The following is a 16,258-nucleotide window of genomic DNA, read 5'->3' as shown; positions in this document are numbered from 1 at the left end:
GCCCAAAAATGTTCTCTAACAAGAATATTCTGATAATTGGTGATTAGTCAAGCGAAAACCTTAAGGTAAATCATAGAAAATGACGTTGAGCCGTTAGGATAAAGCGTTTTTGGCTGCGAAAAAATATTATTCTTTTTTCAAAATTCTGTTCTGAAAAAAACTGACATCAGTAAAAATTGTTTCAAACTTGCATGAAGTGATGGCAATCGTGGAAAATGTTAGGTAGGAAACAGGCAGAGAAGAAAAGATACCTGTAAACTGATATGGTTTGAATTTAGGAGGAGAAGCAATGGGCAGTTCAAAAAAGTTTTGGATGGGCATGATTTTTGGAGCATTGGCGGGGGGAGCAGTCAGTCTTTTGGATAAAACAACACGCCAGTCGGTCAAAGAGGATTTTAACAAAGTATCCAGCGGAGTGGCATATGTTGTGAAAAATCCAAATGAATTCATTGAGGATCTAAAGGATGCCGCGTATAAAGTTCGGACTACAGTGGAACAAGTAACAGAGGACGTTGCTTTTATCACGGAAAAAGTCGAAGAAATAAAGGATGTGCCCCCACAGGTTACCGAATTGGTCAAGGGAACAAAAGAGACACTAAGAAAAATTGCAGCATCCGGCCAGCCGGCAAAGCATATAGATGAACAATAATTGAACAAGCCAGGAAAGCATAAATGAGGTGGAGCGATGATTGATTTATCATTTTTCAGGCAAATGTGGCACAGGATAGAGGAGGACGATGTTCCGGCACTTGCAGCCCAGCTTGCGTACTTCTTTTTGCTTTCCTTATTTCCGCTCCTGATCTTCCTGGTCACGCTTGTTCCATATCTTCCAATTACCGAAGTCGATATCCTCGGTTTTTTTGATGACTATGCTCCCGGTGAGTCGATGGATCTAATCAAAAACAGCATGGAGGATATTATGAAGAAGGACGGAAAATTGCTGTCCTTTGGCTTGATTGCGACAATTTGGTCGGCGTCGAATGGAATCAACGCGATTGTCAGGGCCTTTAACAGAGCATACCGGGTTGAAGAGACTCGCTCTTTTATAGTCAACAGATTAATGGCAATCCTTTTGACGTTTGGGATGATTTTTGTTTTTCTGGTCGCTTTGATTCTTCCTGTATTCGGAAAAGAAATAGGGATCTGGCTGTTCGCCAATTTTGGTCTGAGGGAAGAATTCATTACCGTATGGAATATGTTGCGCTGGCTGATCAGCATCCTGATTTTATTCATCGTATTCCTGGGATTGTACTGGATTGCTCCGAATAAAAAACTGACTTGCATCAGCGGTATTCCAGGTTCGATATTCGCAACAGGAGGCTGGGTGCTTGTATCTCTCGGTTTCTCCTACTATGTCAGCAACTTTGCATCCTACACAGCTACGTATGGAAGCATCGGGGCGATCATCGTGCTGATGATCTGGCTTTATCTGTCCGCGTATATCATTATCATTGGCGGGGAAATCAACGCTTATTTTAGCGAAAAGAAGGCTGGATGCTAAAGTATGAAAGCTGGCAAGAATTAATCCCCTATCCTGAAATTTCCTCGATAGTTGAACAGGATTTTGCGGAAGATAAGATGGAGGCATGTACCTCACTTTTATCAAGGGGGATTCGCGAATGACAAAGCAGACGAAAAAAGACGGCGGCACAAAACAAAAAGGCAATAAAAGCAACCCTAAGCAAAAAACATCCGGCTCAGCAAACGGATCAAACGGCTATCACTAACACCAGGCGCCCTCATATCGGAGGGCGCTTTTATGTTGGGGAAAACTCTAGATGAATGCATATAGGTGATGACGGACAAATATTGATGAGACGAGAGGGAAAATGTCCGTCATGAAGGCGATGACGGACAAAAATCGGTGAAACGAAAGGGAAAGTGTCCGTCATGAAGGCGATGACGGACATAATTCGGTGAAACAAAAGGAAAAATGTCCGTCATGAAGGTGATGACGGACAGATATGGGTGAAAGGAAAAGAAAAATGTCCGTCATGAAGGTGATAACGGACAGAAATCAGTGAAACGATAGGGAAAGAGTCCGTCATCAACCGTAAGCTGGCGCGTCCATACAAAACAAATCCTCCCGCCGGAATCGGAATCCAGCGGGAGGTGAAATTTACTTCAATAATCTCAAGCTATTCAAAATGACCAATATCGTGCTTCCTTCGTGTCCGATGACGCCGTATGGCAGGTCGAGGAGCTGCAGGAAGTTCGAGGCAATAAGCACCATGATGACCAAAATCGAGAATACAATGTTCTGCTTGACGATGCGGTTCATACGCCGTGAAAGATTAATGGCTTCGGCAATCTTCGGGAGATCGTTTTTCATCAGGACTACGTCTGCTGTCTCAAGGGCGACGTCGGATCCTTCACCCATTGCGATGCCGACATTCGCTGTTGCCAGTGCAGGCGCGTCGTTGATACCGTCACCGACCATGCCGACTTGGCCATATTGAACTTTTAGTTTCTTCAATTCATCGACTTTTGTCTCTGGAAGGCATTCAGCAATATGTCCATCAACATGGCTTTCAGCTGCGATTGCTTTTGCCGTGTTCCTGCTGTCGCCAGTTAGCATGATGGTATGGATTCCTTCAGATTTCAGCAAGTCGATTGCCTGCTTCGTTTCTTCACGGACCACATCCTTCAATGATATTAAACCGGCTAACTGGCCATTCCGTTCGATGAAGACAATTGTCTTGCCTTCAGCAGCTAGTTTCAATGCAGCACCGCCAGCGAATGCTTCTGCAGCTTGCCTGCCGACGAAATCCGCTTTTCCAATTTTCCAGTCTTCATTTTCATAGTGAGCCTTAACTCCCCAGCCGGAGACATCCTCGATGCTTTCTGGATGCAGCAGATCCTTGCCGAGAGTTTTCTTTGCATATTTTACAATCGCGTTGGCAAGCGGGTGATTGGAGTGGCTTTCAATCGACGCCGCCTTTAGGAGGACTTCATCGCGATCCAGTCCGTCAGCGATTATCATATCTGTCACTTCAGGTTTACCCTTGGTCAGAGTGCCGGTTTTATCAAACGCGATCGCTTTAAGATGGCTAAGATTTTCCAAATGGACTCCGCCCTTAAATAAAATCCCATGTTTGGCACCATTCGATATAGCCGATAAGGTAGCCGGCATGATGGATGCAACAAGGGCACAGGGGGATGCGACAACCAGCAGGATCATTGCCCGGTAAAAGGTTTCAGTCCAGCTCCACCCTAAATGGAAGTGCGGAACAACCATCATCAGCACAACCACGGCCAGGACAACTTTTACATATGTTCCTTCAAACTTCTCAATGAATAGCTGTGAAGGTGATTTTTCACTCTGGGCGTTTTGGACGAGCTGGATGATTTTTTGAAAAAGTGTTTCATTGTTTGGTTTTGTAATTTCAACTGTTAGCGATCCTGTAAGGTTGACAGTTCCGGCAAAAACATCGTCGCCGGCATCCTTTGACACAGGAATCGATTCCCCAGTAATGGCTGCCTGGTCAACCGTCGTCTGCCCTTTGGAAATTCTGCCGTCAGAAGGGATCCTTTCGCCAGGTTTGACCAAAATCAAATCGCCAATCTCCAGCTCTGAAACATGGACTCTCTCTTCGATTCCATCAGTAATTCTTAATGCTTCTTCAGGCTGCAATTCCATCAATGAGGAAATCTCTTTATGGCTTTTGTTCATCGTATACGTTTCAAGCGCACCGCTCATGGCAAAAATAAAAATCAAAATCGCGCCTTCTGTCCAGTATCCGATGATGGCAGAGCCGATGGCGGCAAAAATCATCAGCATTTCCACATTCAGTTCTTTATCCTCGATTGTTGCTTCAATGCCTTCCTTAGCCTTGGCGAAACCGCCGATTACATAGGCAAGGATAAAAGCAGCAACAGATGCCGTCTGTGAATCTGCTTTGCTGAGGATCCATCCGGCTGCAATCAGGATGCCGCTTAGGATTGCGGCGATCAATTCAGCATGTGGTTTTATTTTTTCCAAAAAACTTACTTCAGGAACTGATTTTTGTTTCATTAAAGCGTCTGCTCCCTGAGCCATCTATTTCTCCTCCTTTTATAAAAACTTCTCTCTAACTGATATTAATAATCACAATCAATACCCTTAAAAAACACGAAAGCTGCCACCAGGATGGTGACAGCGATATGCCAAGACAAAAGATACATATTGTTTTCACTATTATGTTACCATACAATATATGCTTTTTAAAAGAATTATGCTATTGCCTAAGGAGACAATTTAATGACAGCTAAAGACTTTTTTACCCATCCGCTAGGAATCGCTGCCTCGGCCGTTGGTGCGACCCTGTTGTGGGGAAGTGCGTTTCCGTTTATAAAATTAAGCTATAAAAGCCTTGATATCAAGCCGGAGGAGATGGGGGAACAGATGCTGTTTGCCGGTTACCGCTTCCTGCTGGCCGGAATCCTGATTCTCGTTATGTTCCTGCTCATGAAAAGGAATATGAAGTTCAAGCCCGATACAACCAAGTCCCTGCTGAAAATTGGTTTTTTTCAGACATTCATGCAATATGTCCTGTTTTACATCGGGTTGAGTTATTCGACAGGAATCCAGGGTTCAATTATTGCGGGAACGACTTCGTTTTTTCAAATCCTGCTTGCGCATTTCCTGTATCCTGATGACAGGATGAACCGATTGAAGATCGCTGGATTGATGATTGGTTTTACCGGTGTTATTTTTGCGAATTGGCCGAATGGAGATTATGAAATTCATTTTGGAATCGGAGAAATCCTTCTGATGCTGGCGATGCTTGCCGGTGCCTACGGCAATATCCTTGCCAAACAAGGCAGCGCAAAGATGGAGGTCATTTATCTAACAGCCTATCAGATGGTTTTGGGTTCGCTCGGATTGATTGCGATTGGCGCTTTTTCTGTGGGGATCGTGCCGTTTGACTTTGATTTGAAATCCGGGTTGATGCTCGTATATCTTGCGTTCCTGTCTGCTGCAGGCTTCATCTTATGGAATAATGTCATGAAGTACAACCAGGTCGGCAAGGTGTCGCTCTACCTTTTCCTGGTTCCGGTTTTTGGTGTGATCCTATCCTCCGTTCTGCTTGATGAAGCGCTCCATTACTTTGTCATAGCTGGATTAATATTAGTGGTAGCCGGCATTGTTTTGGTGAACCGGCCCGTACGAGCAAAAAACAGCCTCCCTGCAAAATAGGGAGGCTGTTTTACATTATAAGGATTCCGCATGCTGGGAGGAGCCTCCAGGCCGGACGGCTACAATGGCGATGAAAATCAACAGCAGCATTGAACTGATGACATAGAAAAAGCTGATTCCAGTCAACCATTCGATGGCCAGCCCGCCAATGAACGGTCCACTGATGCTCCCGAAGCTGAAAAAGATGCCGCACATCAGGTTTCCTGCCGGCAGAAGCTGCTTTGGCAGCAGGTCAGCCATATAGCTGATTCCGAGAGAAAAAGTAGATCCGACAAGCGTACCTGCTAAGAAGAAGCAGATTAACAGGCCAGTAGTTGAGTTTTCGAGCAATCCTGCGGCTGTAAAGCAAATAAAGCCGGATAACGTGATTGTAATAAGGACATTTCTTCTGCCGAGTTTGTCACTCATGATGCCAAGCGGCACTTGTGAGAGGATTCCACCGACCGCAAACGCTGGAAGCAACAACGCTACTGCATCGACGCCAATTCCCGATCTCATTGCATACACCGGGAAATTCCCGTTAAGACTTGCCTCCAAAAATCCATAGCCGAATGGCGGCAAGAATGCCACCCATGCATATTTAAAGACTTTTCCAAACCGTTTCATCGTACCGAAAAATGAGGTGCTGTCCAGGTCATGCTCAGGGCGCTCATTTTTCAGGAGCCAGACAGTGAGCCAGGCAGCAAGGCTTATTACAGATGAAACAATAAATGGAAGTGAGGTATTTATTTTTACAAGACCAATCATTAAAGGCCCCGCTGCAAAGCCAAGGCCGAAAAACAATCCATAGATTGAAATGTTCCGGCCGATCCTTTCTTTTGGCGAAAAAGACGTAATCCAAGTCTGAGTCGCAAAATGCAGCATATGGTCGCCGATTCCGATTGCCAGCCTTAAAATAAACCAGAACCAGAAGGACTTCCATAAAGGAAACAGGGCAAGAGATATTGCAACGGCGAATCCGCCGATGAGAATGATGGGTTTGTAGCCGAACCGGCGGAGCGGTGCTTCCATCAGCGGCGATGCAAGCAGTATCCCAATATACAATCCAGTGGCATGGAAACCATTCATCGACGATGATACGCCATCCTGTTCAAAGATAATGGCGATCAACGGCAGCAGCATCCCCTGTGAAAAACCAGAGATGGCGACTATGCTGACCAAAATCCAGAAACGAAGTTTAATGCTTATATTCATAAAATAATTCTCCCTGACCAATTTAGTACTCTTCTGATGTTAACGATAGAAAATTTTTTGTGCAATGTTTTTTTAGTTTATATAAGGGAAAAAATAGTGTAATCTCTTTATAGCGAAATGCGGAAAAATTTTCTAATTGGTTTTTTCCGGAGAGCAGTATGAATAAGGGGTGGATTAAATGGAATTTAAAATGAAACCAGACGTTGGCTTTTATACGGAGGCTGGATTTGGAAGGTTGGATATCGCAGGTGATGAGGAGTATGGTTTCAGGCCTTACCAGCTGCTCGTATCTTCAGTTGCGGTTTGCAGCGGGGGAGTACTTCGCAAGGTTTTGGAAAAGATGAGAATGGAAATAAAGGATATACATATTACAGCCGATGCAGAGCGGGTTGAAGAGGAAGCGAACAGGGTAAGCAAAATTATCGTGCATTTCCGTATTGAGGGAAACAATTTGGATGAAAAGAAAATCGAGAAGGCGATGGTGCTGACGAGAAAAAATTGCTCCATGGTGCAATCAGTGATTGGCAGCATCGAGGTTGAAGAAACCTTTGAAGTCGTCAAATAACAATAAAAAAGAATAGTGAGGATTGAATTATGGCAAATAAGATTTTTATGATATTAACCTTTGCCGGTGTTCCGTTATCGGTCATTGGAACGTTGATGCATTGGCCTAGCATTTCATTATTTATCATCTACTGCTTGACGATCATTGCGCTTGCAAGCTATATGGGCAGGGCAACTGAAAGCCTCGCAATCGTGACTGGACCGAGGATTGGCGGACTGCTCAATGCTACGTTTGGTAATGCGGTTGAACTGATCATTTCAATTTTTGCACTAAAAGCTGGTTTGATTGGAGTCGTTCTTGCCTCACTGACAGGTTCAGTGCTAGGTAACCTGCTCTTGGTCGCCGGATTATCTTTTTTCGTTGGCGGATTAAAATACAAGCGCCAACATTTCAATGTGTATGATGCCCGGCACAATTCAGCGCTGTTGATATTTGCGGTAATTGTAGCCTTCGTAATCCCGGAAGTTTTTGCGATGGATATGAATGAAACAAAGACGCTAAGCCTCAGTGTAGGCATTTCAGTTATTCTGATTTCCTTATATCTGGCTGCATTATTCTTCAAGCTCGTCACACACCGTGGGGTTTACCAGCATAATGTTGAAGGGGGCGGCGCTGAGCATCATGAGGAAGAACCGGAATGGGGCAAAGGCAAGGCGCTGTTGATCCTATTGGCAGCGACGATTGCGGTAGCCTATGTTGCTGAGAACCTCGTCCATACTTTCGAGGCTGTCGGCGAATCATTCGGATGGTCCGAATTGTTTATCGGGGTTATCATCGTAGCCATCGTTGGTAATGCTGCAGAACACGCATCAGCCATCATCATGGCTTACAAAAACAAAATGGACATCGCAGTCGAAATCGCTGTCGGCTCAACCCTGCAGGTTGCCATGTTCGTAGCACCAGTGCTTGTCTTGATCTCCCTGTTGTTTGAAACAAAAATGCCGCTCGTGTTCTCCCTCCCGGAGATGATTTCAATGGCAGTTGCCGTGTTCCTGGCCATCAGCATTGCAAACGACGGAGAAACAAACTGGTTTGAGGGACTTACACTTTTAGGCGCGTATGTTATAATGGGAATTGGATTTTACCTGCTTTAATATAATAGAAACAATGAACTCTGTTCCGAGAGGACAGGGTTCTTTTTTCGCTGTAAAGCATGTTCTATATAGATAAAGTTGGTGGAAAAACCTGGTGAGTAGGTCTTTAATGGACATTTCGAGGTGAGAAAGTCACGAAAATGTCCAAAAAGAGGTGTTTAATGGACATTTCGAGGTGGGAGAGTCACGAAAATGTCCAATAAGAGGTGTTTAATGGCCATTTTGAGGTGGGAGAGTCACGAAAATGTCCAATAAGAGGTGTTTAATGGACATTTTGAGGTGGAAGAGGCGCGAAAATGTCCAAAAAGAGGTGTTTAATGGACATTTCGAAGTGGAAGAGTCGCGAAAATGTCCAATAAAAGGTGTTTAATGAACATTTTGAGGTGGAAGAGTCACGAAAATGTCCAATAAAAGGTATTTAATGAACATTTTGAGGTGGAAGAGTCACGAAAATGTCCAAAAAGAGGTCTTAAATGGACATTTTGAGGTGGAAGAGTCGCGAAAATGTCCAATAAAAGGTGTTTAATGAACATTTTGAGGTGGGGGAAGTCATGAAAATGTTCAATAAGAGGACTTTAATGGACATTTCGAGATGGAAGAGTCACGAAAATGCCCAATAAATTGTGCATTTCGAAAAAGTAAAGTTATCAAACCTGTCCATAGCATGGTTATTAAAGAAGGAGAATTTACAGAATGGCATTTGTGTATCGCACTTTATTTTTCATCATTGGGTTAACGATTCTATCTTTCGGGGTATCGATGACCATTAAAGCTGGTTTGGGGACGGGTGCCTGGGATGCTCTCAACGTTGGCCTATCACAAACGGTTGGCCTGACACCTGGAAGTTGGGTTGTTTTGGTCGGAATCATCCTGATCTTCGTCAATGCGGCTTTGGTAAAAAGACGCCCGGATGTTGCAGCAATCATTACTCTTCTCATAACTGGTGTGTTGATTGACTTCTGGATTTTGCGAGTATTCGATGAGCTGGTGGTTACAGGCTATGTGAAGCAATTTGCAGTATTTTTACTTGGGATGGTTGCTTTGAGCCTCGGGCTTGCGATTTACCTGCAGCCAAAATTCCCGCTTATTCCGATTGACAATTTCATGATGGCTTTACGGGAAAGGTTTGGACTTAACCTGATGGTCGCGAAAACATTAGGTGAAGTGATCGCCCTGTCAGCGGCTTTCATCTTCAAAGGACCAATCGGCATCGGGACATTGATCGTCACATTCTCAATTGGACCGCTGATTCAATTTTTCTATCCTTACTGTGAAAAGCTTTTAAACAAGCTGGTTATGTCAGATCGATAAAAACTTTGGATAAAGTGCTGCGACTCCGAAAACACTATAAGCAAACTTATAAGTTTCATGTAGTGAAAGGAGTTCAACACCATGAAAAAAGCAGCAGCTATCCTTGTTATGACGTTGGTTTTCATGATGTCTATTCTGGCCCCTGTCTTTGCTGAGGAAGGTAAAGCGGAAAAAGCTCCGCAGCCTAAACAGGCGGAAAAGGCAAAGTATACGATTCCCAGTTCAGTCATGAATATCACGAAGGATAATACGTATCCAAATCCGACTGAGGATTTACCGTTCTTGCAGCCGAGTGAACTGACCAAGAACTTGATCCAGACGTCAAAAGTAAAGATTGAGAACCCGGACCTCATCCGTATGTTGAATGAAACATCAATCAACAGCACACCATTTGCGATTGGCTATCGCGCGATTGTTTATCTTGGTGAATGGCCGTTGAACTATGAGTCGACAGAAACGTCTCCTAACTGGGAATTCCAGAAAATCAATACGAACTATTTTGATAATCGTGGCGGGAATACGATCTATCAAATCCATTACGTCCAGGAGCAGCAAAAGGTTGTAAAGGGCGGTTTGACTGCAAAAATCAAAAATGCTGAAGATGTGCAAAAGATGATGCTGCTAAAAGCAGCCCAGAAAACAGGGCTGCCGCTGGCGTTCGAAACGATTGTAGGCGCAGGGACAAAAAAGGATCATATTTATAACATTCAGCCAAAGCGTTTAGGATATCTATACGCCTACGCACCAGCCATTAATGAAAAGGGCAAGGTGACATACGGCGAAGTTTATCTGATGTTAAAAGGAAGTAAAAAGTTCATCGTCGTCAAAAATGTCGTTTCACAGGGAATTGGCGCATGGATTCCGATGCAGGACCATGTGAGCTTCGGATTTGTTTCCAGCGAAAGACCTAGATAAGAAACGAGAAAACCTGATTCTATTAATACGAATCAGGTTTTTTATATATCGTGGTAATTTTTCCCTCTTGACAGAAGGTAGATATATCCTGTTTAACTCTTGTCCAACCCGGGAATTAGATAGGCATAACAAATAAATCAACATACCTTTAAGGAGGAAAACATTATGTCTAACAATATTCTTTCAAATGACCAAAATTCAATGAACCACAACTCAAACTCATACAGCATGAACAATAACGCATACACCTCATCAACTGAAAATGCTTCTTATGATCCGACGACAGGTACAACAACATATGCAAGCACAAATTCAAATGATTCTTATTCGAACAACACTTCAATGGGCGGCTACTCCAGCAACTACACAACTGACAGCTCAAACGGCAAGCTGATGAAGGGCTTATTAATCGGCGCTACAATTGGCGGTGTTTTGGCGATGCTTGATTCCAACACTCGTTCAAAAGTGAAGGATACAGCCATGAATGTCAAAGACACATCCATGAATGTATTCAGCGAGGTTAAAAACAACCCTACAGATGTGAAGGAGCAAATGATGAGCAGCTTCAAGGAAGCTTCCAGCATTCTGAAGGAAGCAATCAGCGATGCTCAAAACCTTTACCAGCGCCTGAATGAGGATGTTTTCAGCAAAATGGGCGATGTAAAATCATTGTCCAATGAAGCGGTGAATACTGTATCAAAAGCGACTGATGACTTAAAGGAAGTCGGCGCAAAAGTAAAGGAAGCAGGAACGACTGCAATGGATAATCCTGTTGTTAACTCGGCATCTGAATCCGGATCATCAAATTACGGTTCTGGCTCAAGCAATCCTGCTGGCGCTTATGCTACGGGCATGGACAGCAAGCCGTCTGATACAACAGGACTTGGCAACACGTCCAACGCTTTCACTGTTTCTCCTGAAGAACAGAACAACGACAACAATCGCTAATGAAACCCCAAACCAGTCCTGATGCCAGGGCTGGTTTTTTTATGGAGAAATCTGTTGAAATTTAGTTTTCACAAATAAAATTGACATCCCTCCCATAATTTTGCCTGTTTTCTAGCCGGTATATTGGGTATCTATTTAGTACAAGCTAATCGTCAGTTAATTTGGGAGGTAAAAGTCAATGGATAAGGAATTTAAACCACGCTCAAACAAGTGTGATTATGATAGAGAAACGGCTACAGGGAAAATTGCCATGGCAGCTTCGGCACACCCGATTGCTACAGACGCGGGAGAGAAGATTCTCCGGGAAGGGGGCAACGCGATCGATGCAGCGATTGCCATACAATTTGGCTTGAACGTCGGGGAACCGATGATGACAGGCATAGGTGGCAGCGGTTTTTTCATGGTGTACCATGCAGAGAGCAAGACAACGAAAATCTTTGATGGTCATACAAGGGCCCCTGCAGCTGCACATCCGGAATTATTCCTTGATGAAAATGGTGATGTCATTCCTTTTCGTGAGAGGTCGACGCATGCATCAGCTGTTGGTGTGCCAGGAATCTTAAAAGCAATGGAAGAAGCAAGAAAGGAATATGGAACAAAGCCGCTGGCCGAATTGATCGAACCTGCGGCCCAGGCTGCCGAAAAAGGAGTCGAGGTTAACTGGGTGATGGATCAGTCGCTTAAGACCTTTGAATACAGGCTCGGTGACCATGCCCGCCAGCTCTTTATACCCGAGGGGAAATCACTATGCGAGGGAGACATTTACGCGAAAGAACATCTTGCCAAGACGTTCCGCATCCTACAAAAAGAGGGTATCGAATCCTTTTATGAGGGAGAAATAGCGGAAGCCATTGTTTCTACACTAAAGGAACTTGGCGGAATAATGGAGCTATCAGACCTTAAGAGCTACAGGATTTCTATTGACGAACCAGTCTGGGGAACTTACAGAGGTTACAATATAGCCTCTTCAAATATGCCAAGCGCCGGCGGAAGCACAATGCTGCAAATCCTGAAGCTGCTTGAAGGCTTTGACCTTAGCAAATATAATCCAAAGTCCTGGGAGAAGTATTACTTATTTACAGAAGCAATGAGGATTGCTTTTTCTGATAAAATCGCCTTTGCCGGTGACCCTGAATTCAGTGATATTCCATTGGAAGGTTTGTTGAATGAGCAGTATCTGGACGACCGCAGAAAATTGATGAACTTCGAACACCGAAATGACTCCATCGATTTTGGCAACCCGTGGGCCTATACGGATGGCAAGGAATTCAGTGTCGTAAGGCAGCCTATTGAGCCGGAGAGGGAGAAGAGTGAGACAACTCACTTTACTGTCATGGATCGATGGGGAAATATTGTTGCTTGTACCTCAACGGTTGAGCATCCATTTGGTTCAGGTATTATGGTAAAGGATTATGGATTCGTATTGAACAATGAGCTGACGGATTTTGATGCCGTACCTGGCGGATTGAATGAAATCCAGCCTGGCAAGCGTCCAGTGAGCTGCAAGACGCCAACAATTGTGTTTAAGGATGAGGAACCTGTATTGACCCTGGGTTCTCCAGGCGGACCGACCATTGTGGGCTCCGTTTTCCAAACGATTGTGAATGTCATTGACTTTGGCATGGACTTGAAAGAAGCAATCGAAGAACCACGCATCTTCAATAGTACTGGTCCTCTCATCGGCTGGGAAGGAGGAATCGGCATGGAGGCGAAAGGGGAAATGGAAGCAAGAGGCTTTGAATTTGCAGACGCGCCTTTCCCACTCGGCAATGTGCAGGCCATTCAGATCGACCGTGAGAATGGAGTATTGCATGGAGCAGCTGATTCAAGCCGCGAAGGTAAAGCAACAGGACTGGATGATTAATGAGAGGCAGGCAGGCTGGAGCATGATTCAGCCTGCCTCAGTTATTTCTCCTACTTGTTTTCAAGCATCAATAAGATTTGGCAAAAACTCGGGTTGATAGTTTTTAATGAAGGGGAATACTAAAGGCAAAAGAAATAATATTGCAGAATTGTCCATTTTTAGGTAGGATGTTAACGATAGTGAAAGGAGCGAGAAGTTTGGGTAGTCCGATTAATGAAAAAAACACACAGGTTGTGTTCCTAAAGCAGCGCCTGGATATGTTTGCTGATTTGCTTGAAGCAATCGATCCGGAAGAAGCGGATCTTGAGGATATCGACCGCATGATCCAGATTGTCGAAGAAATGGATGCAAAATGCCGCGAATTCAAGAATCGCGATATGTAAGGAGACCTTTATGCAAGGTCTCTTTTTCAATTTTACAGCCGTTCCTTGTAAACGATTCCACTTTCTATCTTTAAATCGATAGATGATAGGAGTATAATGATACCGTAGAAATTATTATAAAATTTTCACATATAGAAAATAGATACGAACATGGGAGCAGAGAGAGGGGCAGAAAGATGAAGATCGAAAAGTTTCAGGAGAGCATGTACAAGCTGATTGTTGAAACATCCACGAACCTGCCAAAGGATGTGCGCAGGGCGATCAAGACGGCGGCAGAGCGTGAGAACGCCGGGACCCGTTCGGCAATGAGCCTTGCCACGATTACAAATAATATCAAGATGGCGGATGACAATGTATCGCCTATTTGCCAGGATACTGGACTTCCAACCTTTAAAATCAAGACTCCGGTTGGCGCAAACCAGATCGCGATGAAAAATGCAATTTACAACGCGATTGCACAGGCAACGAAGGACGGGAAGTTGCGTCCGAACTCAGTTGATTCGCTGACTGGGGAAAACAGCGGAGACAATCTTGGCGGAGGAACTCCTGTCATTAAATTCGAGCAATGGGAAAAAGAATATATCGACGCACGCCTGATTTTAAAAGGCGGCGGCTGTGAAAATAAAAATATCCAATACAGCCTTCCAACTGAGCTGGAAGGATTGGGACGCGCTGGCCGTGACCTTGATGGAATCCGCAAGTGCATCATGCATTCAGTCTACCAGGCACAGGGACAAGGCTGCAGTGCCGGCTTCATTGGGGTTGGAATCGGTGGAGACCGTTCCTCGGGCTATGACCTGGCGAAGGAGCAGTTATTCCGTACTGTGGACGACGTCAATCCGCATGAGGATCTCCGTGACCTCGAAGAATATGTAATGGAAAATGCCAATAAGCTTGGAATCGGAACGATGGGCTTTGGCGGCGAGACGACTCTTCTTGGATGCAAAGTCGGTGTCATGAACCGCATTCCTGCAAGCTTCTACGTTTCCGTAGCTTATAACTGCTGGGCATACCGCCGACTTGGCGTTGCCGTGAATCCTGAAACGGGAGAAATCCAGGATTGGATGTATCAGGAGGGGGAGAAAATTGACTTCGCACAGCCTGTTGCACAGGAAATTGCAGCTACGGTTGAAGCACCTGCTGAACAGAATGTCGTAACATTGACTGCTCCTATTACAGAAGAACAAATCCGCGAGCTTAAGGTGGGAGATGTCGTTCGAATCAACGGTATGATGTACACCGGACGCGACGCGATCCATAAATATCTGTCCGACCATGATTCACCAGTCGACTTGAACGGCCAGATCATTTATCACTGCGGTCCGGTTATGCTGAAGGACGAAGAGGGAAAATGGCATGTTAAGGCTGCCGGCCCGACAACAAGTATCCGTGAGGAACCTTATCAGGGCGATATCATGAAGAAGTTCGGAATCCGTGCAGTCATCGGTAAAGGCGGCATGGGCGCGAGGACGCTTGCTGCTTTAAATGAGCATGGCGGTGTCTACTTGAATGCAATTGGCGGGGCTGCCCAGTACTATGCGGATTGCATCAAGTCTGTCGAAGGCGTTGACCTGATGAACTTCGGGATTCCTGAAGCAATGTGGCATTTGAATGTCGAAGGCTTCACAGCGGTAGTCACAATGGACTCACATGGCAACAGCCTGCATGAGGATGTTGAGAAATCATCGCTTGAAAAATTGGCACAGTTCGCTGACCGTGTATATAAGTAAAAATTACGAATGGAGGCTTGCTTTTGACAGCAGGCCTCCTTTAATTTGTCTTCTGTTTTGCATTTGCCTTCTGTCAGCCAATAGATTTTTCTGCCTATAAGCTTTTGGGAATTTTTTTTGCCTGTTGACAAACAATAAAGGAAAACATCAATGGAGGAACATCATGAAACCGATTTTTAAAGTTTTCCTTGCGTTAAGCATGCTGCTGATGATGTCAATCCCAGCTGCTGCCGACTCGGAGGAATATTCAAATTCACCATTGCACTGGGGATTCAAGAAGGGTCGCAATGGCAGGCAGGCTGATGCCGGAAGGATGTTCGAGGTCATTCTTGAAGATCATGGCGCAGTTTATAAAGGTGACAAGAGTTCAAAGGACATTTATCTGACATTCGATAATGGCTATGAAAATGGCTATACCGAGAAAATCCTCGATATTTTAAAAGAAGAAAAAGTCCCGGCTGCATTTTTCGTGACCGGCCATTATCTTGACAGCGCTCCTGAGCTTGTCGACAGGATGGCACGGGAAGGCCATATCATCGGCAACCACTCCTGGCATCACCCGGATATGACGAAAATCAGCGATGAGAAAATCAAAAAGGAATTGGAAATGGTCAGAGCGGAAACAGAGAGAATTACCGGCAAAAAGCATATGGCCTATCTTCGCCCCCCGCGTGGAGTGTTTTCTGAAAGATCAATGGCAATAGCCAAAGAGGCAGGCTACACCCATGTGTTCTGGTCGCTTGCATTTGTTGACTGGAACACTGATCAGCAAAAAGGCGCACAATATGCCTACGATAAAATCATGACGCAAATCCATCCAGGAGCAGTCCTGCTGCTTCACACTGTTTCAAAAGACAATGCTGATGCCCTTGGGAAAGTGATCAGAGACTTGAAAGAACAAGGCTACACTTTTAAAAGCATTGATGATTTGATGCTCAGAAAAGGTGGCATGAAAGATCCGATGTTGTATTAATTTCAAAGTCCCGGCATCTTTATATAGTGCCGGGACTTTGAATTCCCCAATTTTTCGTAAAAATACTGCAGAAATGCTATAATACGGGGAAAATACATAAGG

General features: G+C 44.6%; 14 protein-coding genes. 12 read left to right on the top strand and 2 right to left on the bottom strand.

What is annotated here, in order from left to right:
- Nucleotides 1-289: 289 nt before the first annotated feature.
- The gene (locus ACXAEA_RS19615; RefSeq protein ID WP_475097522.1) at nucleotides 290-649 is read left to right on the top strand and encodes a YtxH domain-containing protein; all 360 of its coding nucleotides are present in this window, start codon (nucleotides 290-292) and stop codon (nucleotides 647-649) included.
- A 36-nt stretch (nucleotides 650-685) separates the two neighbouring features.
- Nucleotides 686-1,501: a YihY/virulence factor BrkB family protein gene (locus ACXAEA_RS19610; RefSeq protein ID WP_475097521.1), complete on the top strand. Its 816-nt coding sequence runs from the start codon at nucleotides 686-688 to the stop codon at nucleotides 1,499-1,501.
- 618 nt (nucleotides 1,502-2,119) lie between these two features.
- On the opposite strand, the gene ACXAEA_RS19605 is transcribed toward ACXAEA_RS19610, so the two are convergent.
- The gene (locus ACXAEA_RS19605) at nucleotides 2,120-4,039 is read right to left on the bottom strand and encodes a heavy metal translocating P-type ATPase (protein ID WP_475097520.1); all 1,920 of its coding nucleotides are present in this window, start codon (nucleotides 4,037-4,039) and stop codon (nucleotides 2,120-2,122) included.
- A gap of 201 nt (nucleotides 4,040-4,240) precedes the next feature.
- On the opposite strand from ACXAEA_RS19605, the gene ACXAEA_RS19600 reads away from it, so the two are divergent.
- Nucleotides 4,241-5,179 (top strand): DMT family transporter, encoded by a 939-nt coding sequence (locus ACXAEA_RS19600; RefSeq protein WP_475097519.1) that lies wholly within the window; start codon nucleotides 4,241-4,243, stop codon nucleotides 5,177-5,179.
- Nucleotides 5,180-5,194: 15 nt separating this feature from the next.
- On the opposite strand, the gene ACXAEA_RS19595 is transcribed toward ACXAEA_RS19600, so the two are convergent.
- Complete coding sequence (locus ACXAEA_RS19595) at nucleotides 5,195-6,373, bottom strand: MFS transporter (RefSeq protein ID WP_475097518.1); 1,179 nt, start codon at nucleotides 6,371-6,373, stop codon at nucleotides 5,195-5,197.
- A 178-nt stretch (nucleotides 6,374-6,551) separates the two neighbouring features.
- Here ACXAEA_RS19595 and ACXAEA_RS19590 point away from each other — a divergent pair, with 178 nt between their 5' ends.
- From ACXAEA_RS19590 to pdaA, 9 genes are all read left to right on the top strand, one after another.
- Nucleotides 6,552-6,938 (top strand): OsmC family protein, encoded by a 387-nt coding sequence (locus ACXAEA_RS19590; RefSeq protein WP_475097517.1) that lies wholly within the window; start codon nucleotides 6,552-6,554, stop codon nucleotides 6,936-6,938.
- A 29-nt stretch (nucleotides 6,939-6,967) separates the two neighbouring features.
- Nucleotides 6,968-8,032: a calcium/proton exchanger gene (gene cax / locus ACXAEA_RS19585; protein WP_475097516.1), complete on the top strand. Its 1,065-nt coding sequence runs from the start codon at nucleotides 6,968-6,970 to the stop codon at nucleotides 8,030-8,032.
- Nucleotides 8,033-8,725: 693 nt separating this feature from the next.
- Nucleotides 8,726-9,343 (top strand): YczE/YyaS/YitT family protein, encoded by a 618-nt coding sequence (locus tag ACXAEA_RS19580; protein WP_475097515.1) that lies wholly within the window; start codon nucleotides 8,726-8,728, stop codon nucleotides 9,341-9,343.
- A gap of 81 nt (nucleotides 9,344-9,424) precedes the next feature.
- Nucleotides 9,425-10,258, top strand: coding sequence for a YfkD family protein (locus tag ACXAEA_RS19575; RefSeq protein WP_475097514.1), 834 nt, complete (start codon nucleotides 9,425-9,427; stop codon nucleotides 10,256-10,258).
- A 165-nt stretch (nucleotides 10,259-10,423) separates the two neighbouring features.
- On the top strand, nucleotides 10,424-11,206 hold the full coding sequence (locus tag ACXAEA_RS19570; protein WP_475097513.1) for a YtxH domain-containing protein: 783 nt from the start codon (nucleotides 10,424-10,426) through the stop codon (nucleotides 11,204-11,206).
- Nucleotides 11,207-11,384: 178 nt separating this feature from the next.
- Nucleotides 11,385-13,070: a gamma-glutamyltransferase gene (ggt, locus tag ACXAEA_RS19565; protein ID WP_475097512.1), complete on the top strand. Its 1,686-nt coding sequence runs from the start codon at nucleotides 11,385-11,387 to the stop codon at nucleotides 13,068-13,070.
- A gap of 197 nt (nucleotides 13,071-13,267) precedes the next feature.
- Nucleotides 13,268-13,453, top strand: a complete 186-nt coding sequence (locus tag ACXAEA_RS19560) for an SE1561 family protein (protein ID WP_475097511.1) — start codon at nucleotides 13,268-13,270, stop codon at nucleotides 13,451-13,453.
- A gap of 176 nt (nucleotides 13,454-13,629) precedes the next feature.
- Nucleotides 13,630-15,183, top strand: a complete 1,554-nt coding sequence (locus ACXAEA_RS19555; RefSeq protein WP_475097510.1) for a fumarate hydratase — start codon at nucleotides 13,630-13,632, stop codon at nucleotides 15,181-15,183.
- Between the two features lie 163 nt (nucleotides 15,184-15,346).
- Nucleotides 15,347-16,156 carry a delta-lactam-biosynthetic de-N-acetylase gene (pdaA, locus tag ACXAEA_RS19550; protein ID WP_475097509.1) on the top strand — a complete coding sequence of 270 codons (810 nt, stop codon included), beginning with the start codon at nucleotides 15,347-15,349 and terminating at the stop codon, nucleotides 16,154-16,156.
- Nucleotides 16,157-16,258: the final 102 nt, after the last annotated feature.

It is taken from the genome of Mesobacillus sp. ABV4_180, from assembly GCF_056158485.1.
This window is presented reverse-complemented; position numbering and strand designations above follow the sequence as displayed.

Coding starts and splice junctions, on each gene's coding strand:
- ACXAEA_RS19615 (WP_475097522.1), top strand. CDS start 290: ATGGGCAGTTCAAAAAAGTTTTGGATGGGCATGATTTTTGGAGCATTG.
- ACXAEA_RS19590 (WP_475097517.1), top strand. CDS start 6,552: ATGGAATTTAAAATGAAACCAGACGTTGGCTTTTATACGGAGGCTGGA.
- pdaA (WP_475097509.1), top strand. CDS start 15,347: ATGAAACCGATTTTTAAAGTTTTCCTTGCGTTAAGCATGCTGCTGATG.
- ACXAEA_RS19600 (WP_475097519.1), top strand. CDS start 4,241: ATGACAGCTAAAGACTTTTTTACCCATCCGCTAGGAATCGCTGCCTCG.
- ACXAEA_RS19595 (WP_475097518.1), bottom strand. CDS start 6,373: ATGAATATAAGCATTAAACTTCGTTTCTGGATTTTGGTCAGCATAGTC.
- ggt (WP_475097512.1), top strand. CDS start 11,385: ATGGATAAGGAATTTAAACCACGCTCAAACAAGTGTGATTATGATAGA.
- ACXAEA_RS19570 (WP_475097513.1), top strand. CDS start 10,424: ATGTCTAACAATATTCTTTCAAATGACCAAAATTCAATGAACCACAAC.
- ACXAEA_RS19575 (WP_475097514.1), top strand. CDS start 9,425: ATGAAAAAAGCAGCAGCTATCCTTGTTATGACGTTGGTTTTCATGATG.
- cax (WP_475097516.1), top strand. CDS start 6,968: ATGGCAAATAAGATTTTTATGATATTAACCTTTGCCGGTGTTCCGTTA.
- ACXAEA_RS19580 (WP_475097515.1), top strand. CDS start 8,726: ATGGCATTTGTGTATCGCACTTTATTTTTCATCATTGGGTTAACGATT.
- ACXAEA_RS19610 (WP_475097521.1), top strand. CDS start 686: ATGATTGATTTATCATTTTTCAGGCAAATGTGGCACAGGATAGAGGAG.
- ACXAEA_RS19555 (WP_475097510.1), top strand. CDS start 13,630: ATGAAGATCGAAAAGTTTCAGGAGAGCATGTACAAGCTGATTGTTGAA.
- ACXAEA_RS19605 (WP_475097520.1), bottom strand. CDS start 4,039: ATGGCTCAGGGAGCAGACGCTTTAATGAAACAAAAATCAGTTCCTGAA.